Here is a 12,704-nt window from a genome sequence, read left to right on the forward strand (position 1 = left end):
CCAGAGCAAATTGCTGCACGCGAATCAGGCGGCGATCGCCGCATTTGGAGCGCGCTCCCTCGAGGAGTTGCAACAGGCTTGGAGACGGGTTCACCCTTGCCTTGACCGCAAGTTGCCACTGCGAGGGGACGCGATGGGGACCTCGGCGGAGGGACCCTTGGAAGTGGAAGCGCGGCATGTAGACGGGCGGCCCCTGTTCTTGGTCATGTTCGCCTCCCTCCTGCCGGCTCGACCACGAGCCATTCTGGTTGTGGCATGCGCTCGGCAACTCTCGGAAAAGGTCACCCTGGAATTACAGAAGGAGCGGGCCGCCCGAGAAAAGGCCGAGTCGGAGCTTCGGGATCAAAGCCTCTGGTCCGCACTGGGTACGTTGGTGGGGCGGGTGGCTCATGACATTCGCAACCCCCTGTTTGGAATGCTGGCCACGATCGATGCCCTGGAAGCCAAGATTGGCGCGCCTGATGTGCAAGAGTATTTCAACGTCTTGCGGAGCGAGGGGCACCGCTTGAACCGGTTGCTAGAGGAGCTGCTCGCGTTCGGACGCGGGGGGAGGGCCCGGCGCCGCGAGATTGTGGAGCTCGGCGGCGTCGTTGGGGAGGCGATGCGGCAGTGTGAGCAACTGGCCAAGGAACGAGGTGTTACCTTAAAAATCGTGCACCGTGCCGCGAGCGCCCGCGTGAATGCGGATGAGGAACATTTGGTGCAGGCGGTGCAGAACATCGTGCAAAACGCCGTCCAGCATTCGCGTCCAGGGAGCGAAGTGGCGGCATTTACGTCGGTGTTGAAGCGAAAAGGCGGAGGCATGGCGGTGTGCGAGGTGTGGGACGCCGGCCCAGGTTTTCGCCCCGAGGACCTCCCGCACGTGTTCGAACCGTTCTTTTCGCGGCGCTCTGGGGGTACCGGTCTTGGCCTGGCCATCGCTGCGCGGATCGTGAGCGATCACGGGGGAACCATCCGCGTGGGCAACCGCCCGCGTGGCGGGGCGTGGGTGCGCATAGAAATTCCGGTGGCGCGAGAAAGAAGAAGCTCAGGCCCAAGCGAATGAGTTTGCGGGTGCTCGTTGCTGACGACGAAGATACAGTGCTGTTTGCCTTGCGAGAATATTTAGGATCGCGAGGCTGGCAGGTCACAGAGGCACGGAGCGCGGCAGAACTCTGGCGGGCAATCGAACAGGGACTGCCAGATGTCGTCCTGCTCGATTACCAGCTCCCGGATGCTACTGCGCTCGACATTCTTGCGGCGCTACGGGAAAGAATCCCGACGGTACCGGTGATCATCCTCACCGGATTTGGTTCGATCGAACTTGCGGTTAAGGCCATGCAATTGGGGGCAAAACAGTTTCTGACCAAGCCGCTCGATTTGCCGACCTTGGCTACGCTCATTGAGCGGGTGGATAGCGAGCGGCGAGCGGAGGCGTTGTATCTTGTTAGCCGCGAGTCGCAGGTGCGCCGCGAGGCCAATCCGTTTGTCGGGACCAGCCAGGCCATCCGTCGTGTGGAACAGTTGGCAAAGAAAATTGCTCGGTCCGATGCGGCGGTGTTACTCACTGGCGAGACGGGTACGGGCAAAGGCGTGCTTGCGCGTTGGCTACATGCTCAAGGCCCGCGCCGAGGGAACCCATTTGTCGACATTAACTGCGCTGGACTGGGTGGCGAGTTGCTCCACGCTGAACTGTTTGGGTACGAAAAGGGTGCCTTCACAGGGGCGGTGGAACGTAAGCTTGGCCTGGTGGAGCTTGCCCACCGTGGCACACTGTTTCTCGACGAGATTGGCGACATGGACCTGGCCGTGCAGGCGAAATTGCTCAAGGTGCTGGAAGAGCGTCGCTTTCGGCGCTTGGGCGCCGTTGCCGATGTCCAAGTCGACATTCGCTTGATCAGTGCCACGCACCATGACCTGACACAGGCCGTGGTGCGTGGCAGTTTTCGCTCGGACCTATACTACCGCATCGCCGTGGTCACACTCGAGCTGCCGCCCCTCCGCGAGCGCAAGGAAGACGTTCCTTTGTTGGCCGAGGAAATGCTTCGGCAGTTCGCGCCAGCAGGAAGGGATGGTCCTTGGAGACTTTCGCCGGAAGCGATTCAGGCTCTGGTGAGGTATTCCTGGCCGGGAAATATTCGGGAGCTGCGAAACGTGCTCGAACGAGCGACGTTACTCGCCAATGGGCCCACCATTGGCGCGGAACACTTAGCCGTTGGGGTGGCTGGCTTCGTGGCCGCCCCGAACGTAATGGCTGTAGAGGAGAACGCGGACCTGCCATTGGCCGAAGTGGAAAAGCGCCACATTCTGCGGGTCTTCGATGCAGTGGGGGGGGATGTGGCCCGAGCTGCCGAGCGCTTAGGGGTGCCGCGCAGCACGCTGTATCAGCGGTTGCAAAGCTACGGAGTGCAGCCGCGGCGTCCGCGCAAGGCCCGGCGTTCCTAACCGCAATCCTGCCGCGGCTGCGGCGGGGCTGGAACTGGGCAACGGGGAATCGGAGGGTCGCAGCCATGTTCCGGTATCGCCCGCTGCTACGGCACCTCCCTGCCGGTCTCTCCCAGATTCCAGATTCCAGAAGTGAGAAGCGTTCGCGCAAATCGCCGCCAGAAGACGCGGGCCCGCAGCGCACGGGCTGGTTGGCATGTTGGTCGCTCTTGTCGGTGGACAGAGGTCCAAGTTTCACCATGAAAGATATTTGGGACGAAAGAACAAGGATTCTGGTCATTGCGCCACGGTGCTCGGCTACGCAGGCAATTGTTCGGCGCTTGCGTAGCGAGGGATTTGTGGTGGATGTCGCACCAACCCCGCAACAGGCGTTCGCCCGGGTTGATCTGGTCCGGTACGATATCGTCGTTGGCCACCAGCGCATCGACCGGAGCCGACGCGAAATGCTGGCAGAGCTGGCCCGCTTCGTTCGCCGTCGCCGCCCACAAGCAGGCTTGATCGAGATCTCCGGCTGCACAAGCGGGCCGGGCGACGAGTGTTGCGAGGCGGCACCGTTTCGCGCGCGCTCTCTGGCTTGCCGCGGAGCCAACTCCTTGTTGGTTCAGTCCGTGCTGGAACTCATCCAGCGTGCGGTGTCAGCAGCGGGATGTTCGTCGCCGCATGAGCCTTGTTCAGATGAGTTCAAGGCGGCGAATTCATGAGCCGCCTGCTGGTGGTTGAAGACTCGGACGCGCTTCGCTTTGCGATGCGAGAGTTCTTTCAGAACCGTGGCTATACGGTCGACGAAGCGAGCAGCTTGGCGGAGGCGCTGCGGCATATCGCTCGGAGGTCTTATGCAGCGGTTCTGTTGGATTGGTCGCTAACGCCGGACGGAGCGGAGGGGGCGGAGGTTCTCCGTTATCTCCGCGGCGGCAAGGTGCGGAAGCCGCCACTTGCCGTGGTGGTGACGGCCCTGCGGGATGCCGAAGTGGAGCGAATGGCACGATCACTTGGCGCGCAGCATGTTCTGTGGAAGCCGGTCGACCTCAGCCAGCTCGCAGCCCTGTTGCCCCCGCCAAGGCCGACGTCTGCCAAGCCAAAGAAGTGATTGAAATCAGCGCGGAACGAAGCAGAGGAAAATGTCGAACGGCAAACAAGCGGACCCGCAAAATCGCTGGCAAAACAATGCTGAGACGAATCTCCGGGAAACCCACGCGGACGAGGAGCGGGGAGCAGCACAACCGGACCTCACGCCCCGAGAAGCCGAGATTGAGAGGCTGCGTGCAGAGCTCGAGGAGACCCGCCGCGCGTTTGACCACTTTGCATGCGCTGTGGCCCATGACTTGCGTACACCGCTGCGTCACATCGAAGCGTTCGCTCACTTGATCCAAAAGGAGGTTCCCGACGCGAGCGCGGTTGCGCAGTCGTACTTGGTAAGCCTGAGAAATGCGGTGGCCGACATGCGGGAATTGCTCGAGGCCTTATTGCGCCTCTGCCGCGCGGGCCATGCCCCGTTGGCGCGCCGGCGCGTGGACCTCAAGCAGATGGTGCTGACCATCCTGGCCAGATTCCAACGCCGCTTCCCACAGCGCGTAACCCAAGTCACGTTCCGCGGCGATCTCGAAGCCTCTGCGGACCCAGACTTGACGTATCTCCTCCTCCACGCGCTTCTCGACAATGCATGGAAGTACGCGCAACCCCGGCCAACTACGACGCTCGAAGTTGGGGAGCGGCTTTGCGGAAGTCACCGCGTGTATTACGTGCGCGATTTCGGAGTAGGTTTTCCGCAGGAGCAGGCCCAAGAGCTGTTCAAGCCCCTGCGCCGCTTGCACTCCAGCGCCGAATTCGAGGGCGTCGGGCTAGGGCTGGCGTTAGCCAAGCGGATTGTCGAACGGCACGGCGGGGAGATCTGGGCCGAAGGAGAAGTCGGCCAGGGGGCTTGCTTCTACTTCACGTTAGGTGCGTAGCCCGGCCTCGCCATCAGCGGCGCGCAGTTAGAGGGTGGAGCCGGCTCTAGGCGTGCAACCTGGGCTGGTGGGAGAAGTTGGTTACGTACCGCCACGCGTGTAGCATCCCGAGCGATGACCTCGTAGTGTCCTGGTAGTACTGCGTCGAGATTTTGTCCCGGCCGGAGTGGATCCGATATCCAGATGAGCGGCCGCTCTTCCCACCAGCGCTGGAGCGTGGCGGCGTCGATGAACAAACGGTCGCCGTGAGGCTCGAGGTATGTCGGCAGCACGAAATCACGCGGCGGCAAAATTTCAATGCGCCGGCGCAAGTAGTAGTTGAGCCCGGCACACGTTTGGTACTCCTCGGGAGCTTGGTAAACGACCGTCACGTTTGCCCCTTCCAAGTGTGGGCTGATTTGCTGAGCTAACGGGAACGTAGAATTGTTGGGGGCCACGAGGGCAAGCCCCCGGCAAAACAAGGGGACCACCGCGGCAAAGGTCACGGCAACAGCCACCGGTGCCAAGCGTCGTGCCCCGATCCACCAGAGCAAGAGGGCGACCACGCCAGCCAAGCTCAAACCGCCAAACGCCTGAATTGCAATGCCGATAAACTCGTGCGTAGGCCCCAGCCACTCCTCTTCCCGCAGTAAACGCGGCACGACCCAGAGCCCGTTCACGAAAACGAATGCAGCGAAAACCCAATGAACCCAGGTTGCGGCCGCCCAGCGCGGAGAAAGCGTTTCGGCACGCCCGAGGTATGCTGCCACAAGCAGCGCCAGGGGTGGCAGCGCCGGCAAAGAGTAGTGTTCCAAGCGCGACGATGCAGCCGAGAACAGGGCAAGCACCGCGAGGCTCCAGGCGAGGAGGAGAACGGCAATTGTCCGCTCCTCGCGTGTCGGGAGTTTGCCCACCGCCACGCCAACGGCTGCGGGAACGAACACGCTCCACGGAAAGAGACGCATGGCGAAAGCTGCCCAAAACATGGGTAACGAGATCGGGATCGAGTCGCGCGGAAACTTTTTGTCGAAGAAAAACAACAGGTGCTGGTTGATCACATAGTCCCAAAGAAAGCCCGAGTGCACAAAGCTCATTGCCGCGTGCCACGGTCCGACGATGGCAAGCCACAACCACCAAGCGCGCGGATGAAAGAAAGGAAGGAGAAGCCGCCAACGGCGCTCCGCCACGACGGCTGCAAGTAACGCGAAGGCGGGCAGTAGGAGCGCGAGCATGCCTTTGGCGAGGAGCCCGATGGCGAGCCCCACCTGCCATAGAGCGAGCGGTGTCGACCAGCGCCACAAGCGCTCCTCAGGTCGTTCCAAAAGCTCCCACAGCGCGGAAATCGCCAGCGTGAGACCAAGCACGAGCCAAAGGTCGGGGCGCACCAGGTGCGTTTCCACGAAAAAGCCGCCCATCGAAGCCAAGATCCCGGCGGCCAGGCAGCCGACAAACGGGTTGAATGCGCGCCAGCCCCACACCAGGACAATCAGAATGGTTAGCCACGCGGCAACCGCCCCGGGCAAGCGGGCGGCAGCTTCGTGGATTCCCCAGAGCTCGTACACCCAGGCGATCCCCCAATAGGCGAGCGGCGGCTTGTTCAAGAAGATTACGTAATTGAGCTGCGGGCTCAGCCAGTCGCCGCTTTCGATCATTTCCCGTGCGACCTCTGCGTACTGGGCCTCGTTCGGGTCGTCGAGCAGTGGGAAGCTCCCGAGCCGATGCGTGAAGGCCCAGGCAGTCACGACGAGGATCAACACCGCGACGGCCACGGCCAGCCTCGATCCTTGGTCTCTCGTCTCGGCCATTGCCCGAGGGGCGATGGCCGGCCTGTTCGGTGGGTGCACCTGTGCCATAGCGATGTGCAAACTGAACCGCGCCGTTTAGCGAGAATGAGCGCGTTTGCCAAATCGCCCGACACCGAGCGCGTCGGGGGCGGTGCCTCGAACCCCCAATGCTCGGGCCTACTTCCCGGACTGACCACTCCGCAACGGAGACTGAGAAGTGCGCGGTGGCGCGGCTGCAGACTCAGCCCCGCGCGCGCAACGCGCGCACTGCCTCGACTAACGCGGGGAGCGCCTCTCCAGCCGGAGTGCGGATAACCACGCTGCAAAACGGCGTGAGGTCAGTTTCGTACGGATTGATCTCCACCAGCACACCGCCGCGTTGGTGAACGTCCAAGGGAAGGCCCGCGGCCGGGTACACGGTGGCTGAGGTGCCGACGACGAGCATACAGTCTGCCCGAGCGGTCTCCGCTTGGCAGCGGCCTAGCACATCGCTCGGAATCGGTTCCCCAAACGACACCGTGTCGCTTTTCAACAGCCCACCGCACTCCCGACACAGCGGCGGGAGCTCAGTCAAATCCACTGCCTCGAAGGGCATGCGATGCAAGCACGACAAGCAGCGCACTAACGTGGCATTGCCGTGAATTTCGGCCAGACGTTCACTGCCGGCGCGGCGATGCAAATTGTCCACATTTTGCGTGATCGTGCAGCGCAGGATTCCCATGCGCTCGAGCTCGACCAAACCGTAATGCCCGGAATTGGGCTCGGCGCGCGCCAACGTTTCCCAGAGCTCGCGCATGGGCCCGCTCGGGTTCAGGCGCTCCTCCCAGGCTCTTTTCGGATCCGCCAAAAACCGCTGAAAGCCGTTCATGGGTGGCTCGCCATATTTGGTCCACAACCCGCCTGGCCCCCGAAACGGCGGGATGCCGCTTTCCACAGAGAGCCCCGCTCCGGTGAGGGCCACGACGTACTTTGCTTTGTGAATCGCTTGAGCCGCGCGTTGGATTTCGTCGTTGTGCATAGGAAGTCCTTCAACAAGCCGTGCATTGAGCGCTTAATTCATGTCGTTTATACGGGCAAGCCGCTGCAAGCTTGTGTTGTTTTTTGGACGTGGAGGAGCCTTATGGGTCAGCGTTGGTGGAGTTTTGCTGTCGTTCTGGTTGCAGTGGGTACTCTCGCGGGACGAGTCGCAGCGCGGGACCCGGTTCCGGTGCGGGACAAAAGCGGCAAGGTGTGGGCTGAAGTGGTGGTGTGCAACGACTGCAAAAATCCTGGCGAGGCGAACTGCTTTGATGGTGCGGAAAGCGGCTGGCTGAACGGCCGGCCGTGCGGCAAGTGCTTCGTCGACAAAAATTACGGGAAGCTCGTGCCGGTGCCCTACGACGTGCACTTCGTCGGCACGCTAGTGGATAGCCAGGGCGCACCGGTGAAGGACCGCTTCGTCAAGCTCTTCGTGCAAAATGGGTGGGGGCATCGCACCGCTACGCGGCCCGACGGCCAGTTTCGCATTATCATTGGTGCTGTGGGCGACCGGAAGTCCAATGAGCCCATCGTTGTGGACTTAGGGCGAATCGTCGATCAGCAGAAAGATTCGAACGACCGTTACTTTGCCTTGTTCCTGTTGGCGCCGGATCACACGCCGTGCGACCCTCAATAGTCGCCGTGCGGGGACAACGTCGATTGCCCGAGTGCGCTGTGCCAGGAAGCACGTTCGGTTTGCTCCGAATGCTGAATCGAGCATTGCGCGTATGCTTCCCTTAGGTTGGTGCGCGGTGCTAGGGAATAAGCCACCATGGCCGCAGGCGAGGGAGAAACTGCGGAAACGATCGGCGTAGGAGCTCTGGCTGGCATAGCGGAGTCCCCCGTTGCCGTGCGTCTGCCGGCGGCAGTGTTGCGGCCGTTGCAGCAGGTGCGTCCGTTCCGTGCCTGCGCGGCACTCGCCTCGACGTGGGGACTCATCGCCGCGAGCGTGGGAGCCGCGTTGGTGATCCCGCATCCAGTGACCTGGATCTTGGCATGCTTGATTGTCGGCCGCTGCCAACATGCGCTTGCGGTGCTGATGCACGATGCAGCGCATCACCGCTTGTTCCAGCATCGCTGGTGGAACGACTTTATCGGGCATTGGCTTTGTGCCCGCCCCATCGCCAGCCATCTGTTGGCGTACCGAACGGTTCACTTGCGGCATCACAAATACTTGCTCACGGAGCGCGATCCTGACTTATCCCTGTCGCTTCCGTTTCCCTGCGGCCGCGCGAGTTGGTGGCGGAAGCTCCTCCGCGACGCCACAGGGATTTCTGCTCTGACCATGCGCGGCTATCTGGTGGTGGACCGCACCACGGGCAAGCTGCGCCTTGGCCCCGGAAACTTGTTGCGTCGCTGGAGTTGGTCGACGGGGACCCAACGTGCGCTCGTTGCTGCGAGTGTGGGGTTGCTGTTTTGGCTGGGATACGGGCTCGCGTTTGTCGTGTTGTGGTGGCTTCCGCTGATGACCGTGTACCAAGTCATTTTGCGGGTGCGCGGCGTGTTGGAGCACGCGGCGGTGCCCGACCGCGGCGACCCGTTGCGCAACGCCCGCACGATTGTCACTCGGAATCCGATTGCGAAGTTCTTTTTGAACCCCCATCACGTTGCCTACCATTTGGAGCATCATCTCTACCCGGGGGTGCCTCATTATAATTTGCCGGCGTTGCACTGCGCTTTACGGGAATCCGGGAAGTTCGACCGAGCTTTAGTGGAAAGCGGCTACCGCCCCGCGCTCCAGGCGGTGATCGGTGGCTGAGCCCGATCGAGAAGAGTTGCAAGGAGTAGGGGAGTGAACGGACGCTTGGTTGCGGGTGTAGTCGGATTGGTTGTTTTCGCCTTCGGTCTCGCAGGATTGCTATACCCGGAGCGGGTCATGCACTACGCGGGCTTTGCGGTGGCCTCCACTGCCAGTCTTGCGCAGGCCACGGCCGAGACGCGGGCCATTTACGGGGGGCTGTTTGTCGTGTTGGCGATGTGGATCATGTACGCCGCCTTCATGCAATCACGCCAGCTCCTACTGTTTGCCGCCACGCTTTTTCTCGGCGCTGCGGCCGGTCGACTCGGGGGTGCGTATGTGGCGGGAAGCCCCGGGCTCTGGGGCTGGATTGGAGTGATTATCGAGACCGCTTTGGGTGTTGCCCTGCTAGCAGCGGCTTTGTCGGTGGGTCGCACGGAAGAATGGGCCGTGGGCTCGACGGTCGCCCCCGCCGGACCAGGGGGCGACGCCTCCTCAGCCCCGGCATCATCAGCTCCGCCTACCTCAGGTGCGACCACCCCGTGAGGCGGCAAACCGGCCATGGGTGAGCCGGCTGCAAACTTCGATGTGTATCGGTTGCTTGCCGAACTGCCTGCAGGTCAACTCGGATTCGGTGGCTTGGCCGGTTTGGTTGCCGGTTATGCAGCTAAGAAAGTTGCCAAGCTGATCGCGCTGCTTTTGGGCGTGCTATTTTTCACTTTGCAGATTCTCGCCTATCAGGGTTGGATCACCATCCATTGGCAAGAGGTGCAACGCACCGCCGATGAAGTGTGGCGCGAGGCGCAACACCAAGGCTGGCTAGAGCAAGCTTGGGGGATCGTGACTGGGAATCTGCCGTTCGGCAGTGCCTTTGCAGCCGGATTTGTCCTGGGTTTCAGACTTGGCTGAAGCTTAGCCGCTAGCGGGCTGCCGCCGAGATTGCTCCGCCGCCCCAGGTCGGCCGAGGTAGCACCAAAGGTGGGGGTTCGAGTTCCACCAGATACTCGAACTGCCGGCGGAACTCCTCGGGCGTGAGGTGCGCCACACGTGCGAAGCGCGCAATTTCCTCGTCGCGCTCAAAGTCGTCACGCCGCAGGCGGATCATGTAGCGTCGAGCAATCGCGTAGCGAGTCGAGTACACGTCGACGAGGCGAACACGAGTGCGACCGGTTTGCGGATCGAGCAAGTGTCCAAACGGAATTGGCACGAACTGCCCTGCCTGCAGCGACACCATCACTTGGTCCCCGCCCTCGAGCAAGTACTTAGCGGCGCAGTAACCAAGATCCCGCGTGTACTCCAAATCGTAAGGAATGGGGTCTGCGCATCGCAGTTCGTAGCCAATGTTTTTGGCGGTCAGCGTAATTTTGATGCCAAGCTGGGCGAGGCGCTGAGCAACCGCGCGCTTGACGGTGTCTCCAAGGTCGATTTCCGAAAGGCGCACATGGCCGTGCTCATCGCGCTCCACGTGTTCGAGACCTGCTACGTCCCTTGGATCCATATCCAGCACCACCCCTTCAGCAATGACGGCCACACCATCCCGCCGGCCGTCGGCCAGACGTTTGATTATGGCGCCCGCCAAAATGTCCGCGATGTGTTGCAGGCGAATGGGTCGGCCCAGGAACTCTTCTAAGATCAGCGTCAGCGTTGCCCCGGCCGCCTTCCCAATGCCAAGTGCTAAATGGCCGGCTTTTCGCCCCATTGTGACCACGATGTACCAGCGAGAGGTGGTGTAGGCGTCGACCATGAGGTTTTTTACCAACTCGACGCCGACGTGGCGCGCGGTTTGGAAGCCAAAGGTGTCGACGTGCGGTGGTAAGTCCAAGTCGTTGTCGATGGTTTTCGGAACGTGCACGATGCGCAATCGACCGGCCGCTTGCTGCGCGAGGCGCATTGCGGAATAGGCAGTGTCGTCGCCGCCGATGGTAATGAGCCGGTCGATGCCCAGGGCGTCGAGCGCGTGTACGCAATGCTCGAGCTGCTCGGTGCTCTTCGTCGGGTTCGCGCGTGAGATTCCGATCATCGAGCCGCCGCGGAAGTGCATGCGGCTGACTTTGTCGATTGTTAGGGGCTCCACCTGATCCGTGCGCCCCTGCATGATGTGTTCGAAGCCGTCGCGGATGCCGAGCACAGGCACGCCCTCGAGAACAGCACGGATGGTGGCAGCGCCAATGACACTGTTAATTCCCGGGGCAGGACCACCACCAACCAAGATTCCCATCTTCTTTTCCATCGGGCTCTTCCTCCATGCGCTACCGCTGCCACGTACGGTCCCCATATTTGCAGGGCAACAACTCGTTTCCAGGGAGCACGGCGAGGCCCTGGCAGCGCGCCTCGACGGGGCAACCGCGATCGAAGCTCAGCGGGCGTCGGAAATCAGATGTTCAACGGACGGCCATCAACGGCCAGCGCCGCTTCTCGCAGGGCCTCCGGCAAGGTTGGGTGCGCGTGGCACGTGCGTGCGAGATCTTCGGCGCTGGCGCCAAACTCTATGGCTAACGCAGCCTCGGCAATTAGGTCGGAAGCGCGGGGGCCGAGGATGTGGACGCCGAGAATGCGATCCGTTTTCGCATCGGCAATCACTTTGACCTGACCATCGGTCTCGCCCAAACAGCGCGCGCGCCCGTTGGCAAGAAAGGGAAAGGTGCCTACGCGCACGTCGAGCCCTCGTTCTTGCGCCGCCTCCTCCGTGAGCCCCACGCCGGCTAGCTCGGGCGCCGTGTACACCACATTCGGCACCGCGTCGTAATTCACGTGGCCGGCGATTCCATTCATCCGTTCCACCGCGGCGACGCCCTCTTCCTCGGCCTTGTGGGCCAACATGGGCCCCGGAATGACATCGCCAATGGCGTAAATTCCGGGCACGCTCGTTTGGTAGTTCTCGTCGACCGTGATAAACCCACGCCGATCGCGCTCAACGCCGAGCGCTTCTAGCCCCAAGCCGTCAGTGTACGGTCGCCGGCCCACAGCCACGAGCACGCGGTCCACCTCGACCACGCTGGTTTGCCCGCGCTGATCCAACGTGACGCGCACCCCGTTTTCCACTGGCTCGGCCGAGCGCGCGGTGGTTTGCAACTGGATCCGCAATCCTTGCCGTTGCAAGCTCTTGTGCAATAGCTCGGCCAGCTTTCGGTCCATCCCGGGAAGGATGCGATCGAGGAATTCCACAACCAACACTTCGGCTCCGAGACGCGACCACACCGAGCCGAGCTCGAGGCCCACCGCGCCGGCACCGACGACAAGGAGTTTGCGCGGCACTTGGGTAAAGGCCAGGGCTTCGGTGGACGATACAATCCGTTCCCCGTCGAATGGGAGACCAGGCAACGCGGCTGGCACACTGCCGGTGGCGATGAGGATCCGCGATGCAGTCAGTTCCCGCTCACTGCCGTTGCTGTTTACGACCACTCTCCCAGGGGCCGCGATGCGGGCGACGCCATGAACTCGTTCGATCCCGTGCTTCTTGAACAAGCCCGCAATCCCTTGAGTGAGCACCTTGACTACGCGCTCCTTGCGCGCCATCAGGGCAGGGAGGTCGAGTTCCACATCACGCACGAGAACACCGTGCGCTGCGAACTGATGCTTCGTCTGGTAGTAGATCTCGCTTGAGTCGAGCAGCGCTTTACTGGGGATGCAGCCAATGTTCAAACAGGTGCCCCCGAGCGGCGTTTCCTTTTCCACGCAGGCCACGCGCATCCCCAATTGGGCGGCTCGAATGGCGGCAATGTAGCCACCAGGTCCTGCGCCGATGACGACAAGATCAAACCCTTGCGTCGCTTTGCTGCGGTTGCTCTGCGCCATTTCTGTCACCTCGTCCTTCTC

13 protein-coding genes are annotated in these 12,704 nt (G+C 62.1%); 9 read left to right on the top strand and 4 right to left on the bottom strand.

Annotated features, from left to right (window positions below):
* Positions 1–133: 133 nt before the first annotated feature.
* The 5 genes from N3C12_07730 (at position 134) to N3C12_07750 (ending at position 4,370) form a co-directional block, all read left to right on the top strand.
* Positions 134–1,045, top strand: coding sequence for a HAMP domain-containing histidine kinase (locus tag N3C12_07730; GenBank protein ID MCX8072324.1), 912 nt, complete (start codon positions 134–136; stop codon positions 1,043–1,045).
* Positions 1,042–2,424 (top strand): sigma-54 dependent transcriptional regulator, encoded by a 1,383-nt coding sequence (locus tag N3C12_07735; protein ID MCX8072325.1) that lies wholly within the window; start codon positions 1,042–1,044, stop codon positions 2,422–2,424. Before N3C12_07730 ends, N3C12_07735 begins: the two co-directional genes overlap by 4 nt.
* A gap of 239 nt (positions 2,425–2,663) precedes the next feature.
* On the top strand, positions 2,664–3,125 hold the full coding sequence (locus tag N3C12_07740) for a hypothetical protein (GenBank protein ID MCX8072326.1): 462 nt from the start codon (positions 2,664–2,666) through the stop codon (positions 3,123–3,125).
* Positions 3,122–3,511, top strand: a complete 390-nt coding sequence (locus tag N3C12_07745; GenBank protein ID MCX8072327.1) for a response regulator — start codon at positions 3,122–3,124, stop codon at positions 3,509–3,511. The genes N3C12_07740 and N3C12_07745 overlap by 4 nt, the downstream gene beginning before the upstream one ends.
* A 31-nt stretch (positions 3,512–3,542) precedes the next feature.
* Complete coding sequence (locus N3C12_07750) at positions 3,543–4,370, top strand: ATP-binding protein (protein ID MCX8072328.1); 828 nt, start codon at positions 3,543–3,545, stop codon at positions 4,368–4,370.
* Here the strand turns inward: N3C12_07750 and N3C12_07755 are convergent.
* The gene (locus tag N3C12_07755; protein ID MCX8072329.1) at positions 4,349–6,118 is read right to left on the bottom strand and encodes a glycosyltransferase family 39 protein; all 1,770 of its coding nucleotides are present in this window, start codon (positions 6,116–6,118) and stop codon (positions 4,349–4,351) included. The genes N3C12_07750 and N3C12_07755 overlap by 22 nt on opposite strands.
* A 256-nt stretch (positions 6,119–6,374) precedes the next feature.
* A complete protein-coding gene (locus N3C12_07760) occupies positions 6,375–7,151 on the bottom strand; it encodes an NAD-dependent deacylase (protein ID MCX8072330.1) in 777 nt (258 codons plus the stop codon).
* 102 nt (positions 7,152–7,253) lie between these two features.
* On the opposite strand from N3C12_07760, the gene N3C12_07765 reads away from it, so the two are divergent.
* From N3C12_07765 to N3C12_07780, 4 genes are all read left to right on the top strand, one after another.
* Positions 7,254–7,787: a hypothetical protein gene (locus tag N3C12_07765; GenBank protein ID MCX8072331.1), complete on the top strand. Its 534-nt coding sequence runs from the start codon at positions 7,254–7,256 to the stop codon at positions 7,785–7,787.
* Positions 7,788–7,922: 135 nt separating this feature from the next.
* Entirely contained in the window at positions 7,923–8,909 is a 987-nt protein-coding gene (locus N3C12_07770; GenBank protein ID MCX8072332.1) for a fatty acid desaturase family protein, read from the top strand.
* A 33-nt stretch (positions 8,910–8,942) separates the two neighbouring features.
* Entirely contained in the window at positions 8,943–9,434 is a 492-nt protein-coding gene (locus N3C12_07775; GenBank protein MCX8072333.1) for a DUF4345 family protein, read from the top strand.
* A 15-nt stretch (positions 9,435–9,449) separates the two neighbouring features.
* On the top strand, positions 9,450–9,797 hold the full coding sequence (locus tag N3C12_07780; protein ID MCX8072334.1) for an FUN14 domain-containing protein: 348 nt from the start codon (positions 9,450–9,452) through the stop codon (positions 9,795–9,797).
* Between the two features lie 10 nt (positions 9,798–9,807).
* Here the strand turns inward: N3C12_07780 and pfp are convergent, their stop codons facing one another.
* Together pfp and lpdA are read right to left on the bottom strand one after the other, a co-directional pair.
* The gene (pfp, locus tag N3C12_07785; GenBank protein MCX8072335.1) at positions 9,808–11,118 is read right to left on the bottom strand and encodes a diphosphate--fructose-6-phosphate 1-phosphotransferase; all 1,311 of its coding nucleotides are present in this window, start codon (positions 11,116–11,118) and stop codon (positions 9,808–9,810) included.
* A 143-nt stretch (positions 11,119–11,261) separates the two neighbouring features.
* The gene (gene lpdA / locus N3C12_07790) at positions 11,262–12,683 is read right to left on the bottom strand and encodes a dihydrolipoyl dehydrogenase (protein MCX8072336.1); all 1,422 of its coding nucleotides are present in this window, start codon (positions 12,681–12,683) and stop codon (positions 11,262–11,264) included.
* Positions 12,684–12,704 lie beyond the last annotated feature (21 nt).

Source organism: Candidatus Binatia bacterium (assembly GCA_026415395.1).
Lineage (GTDB): Bacteria > Desulfobacterota > Binatia > HRBIN30 > HRBIN30 > HRBIN30.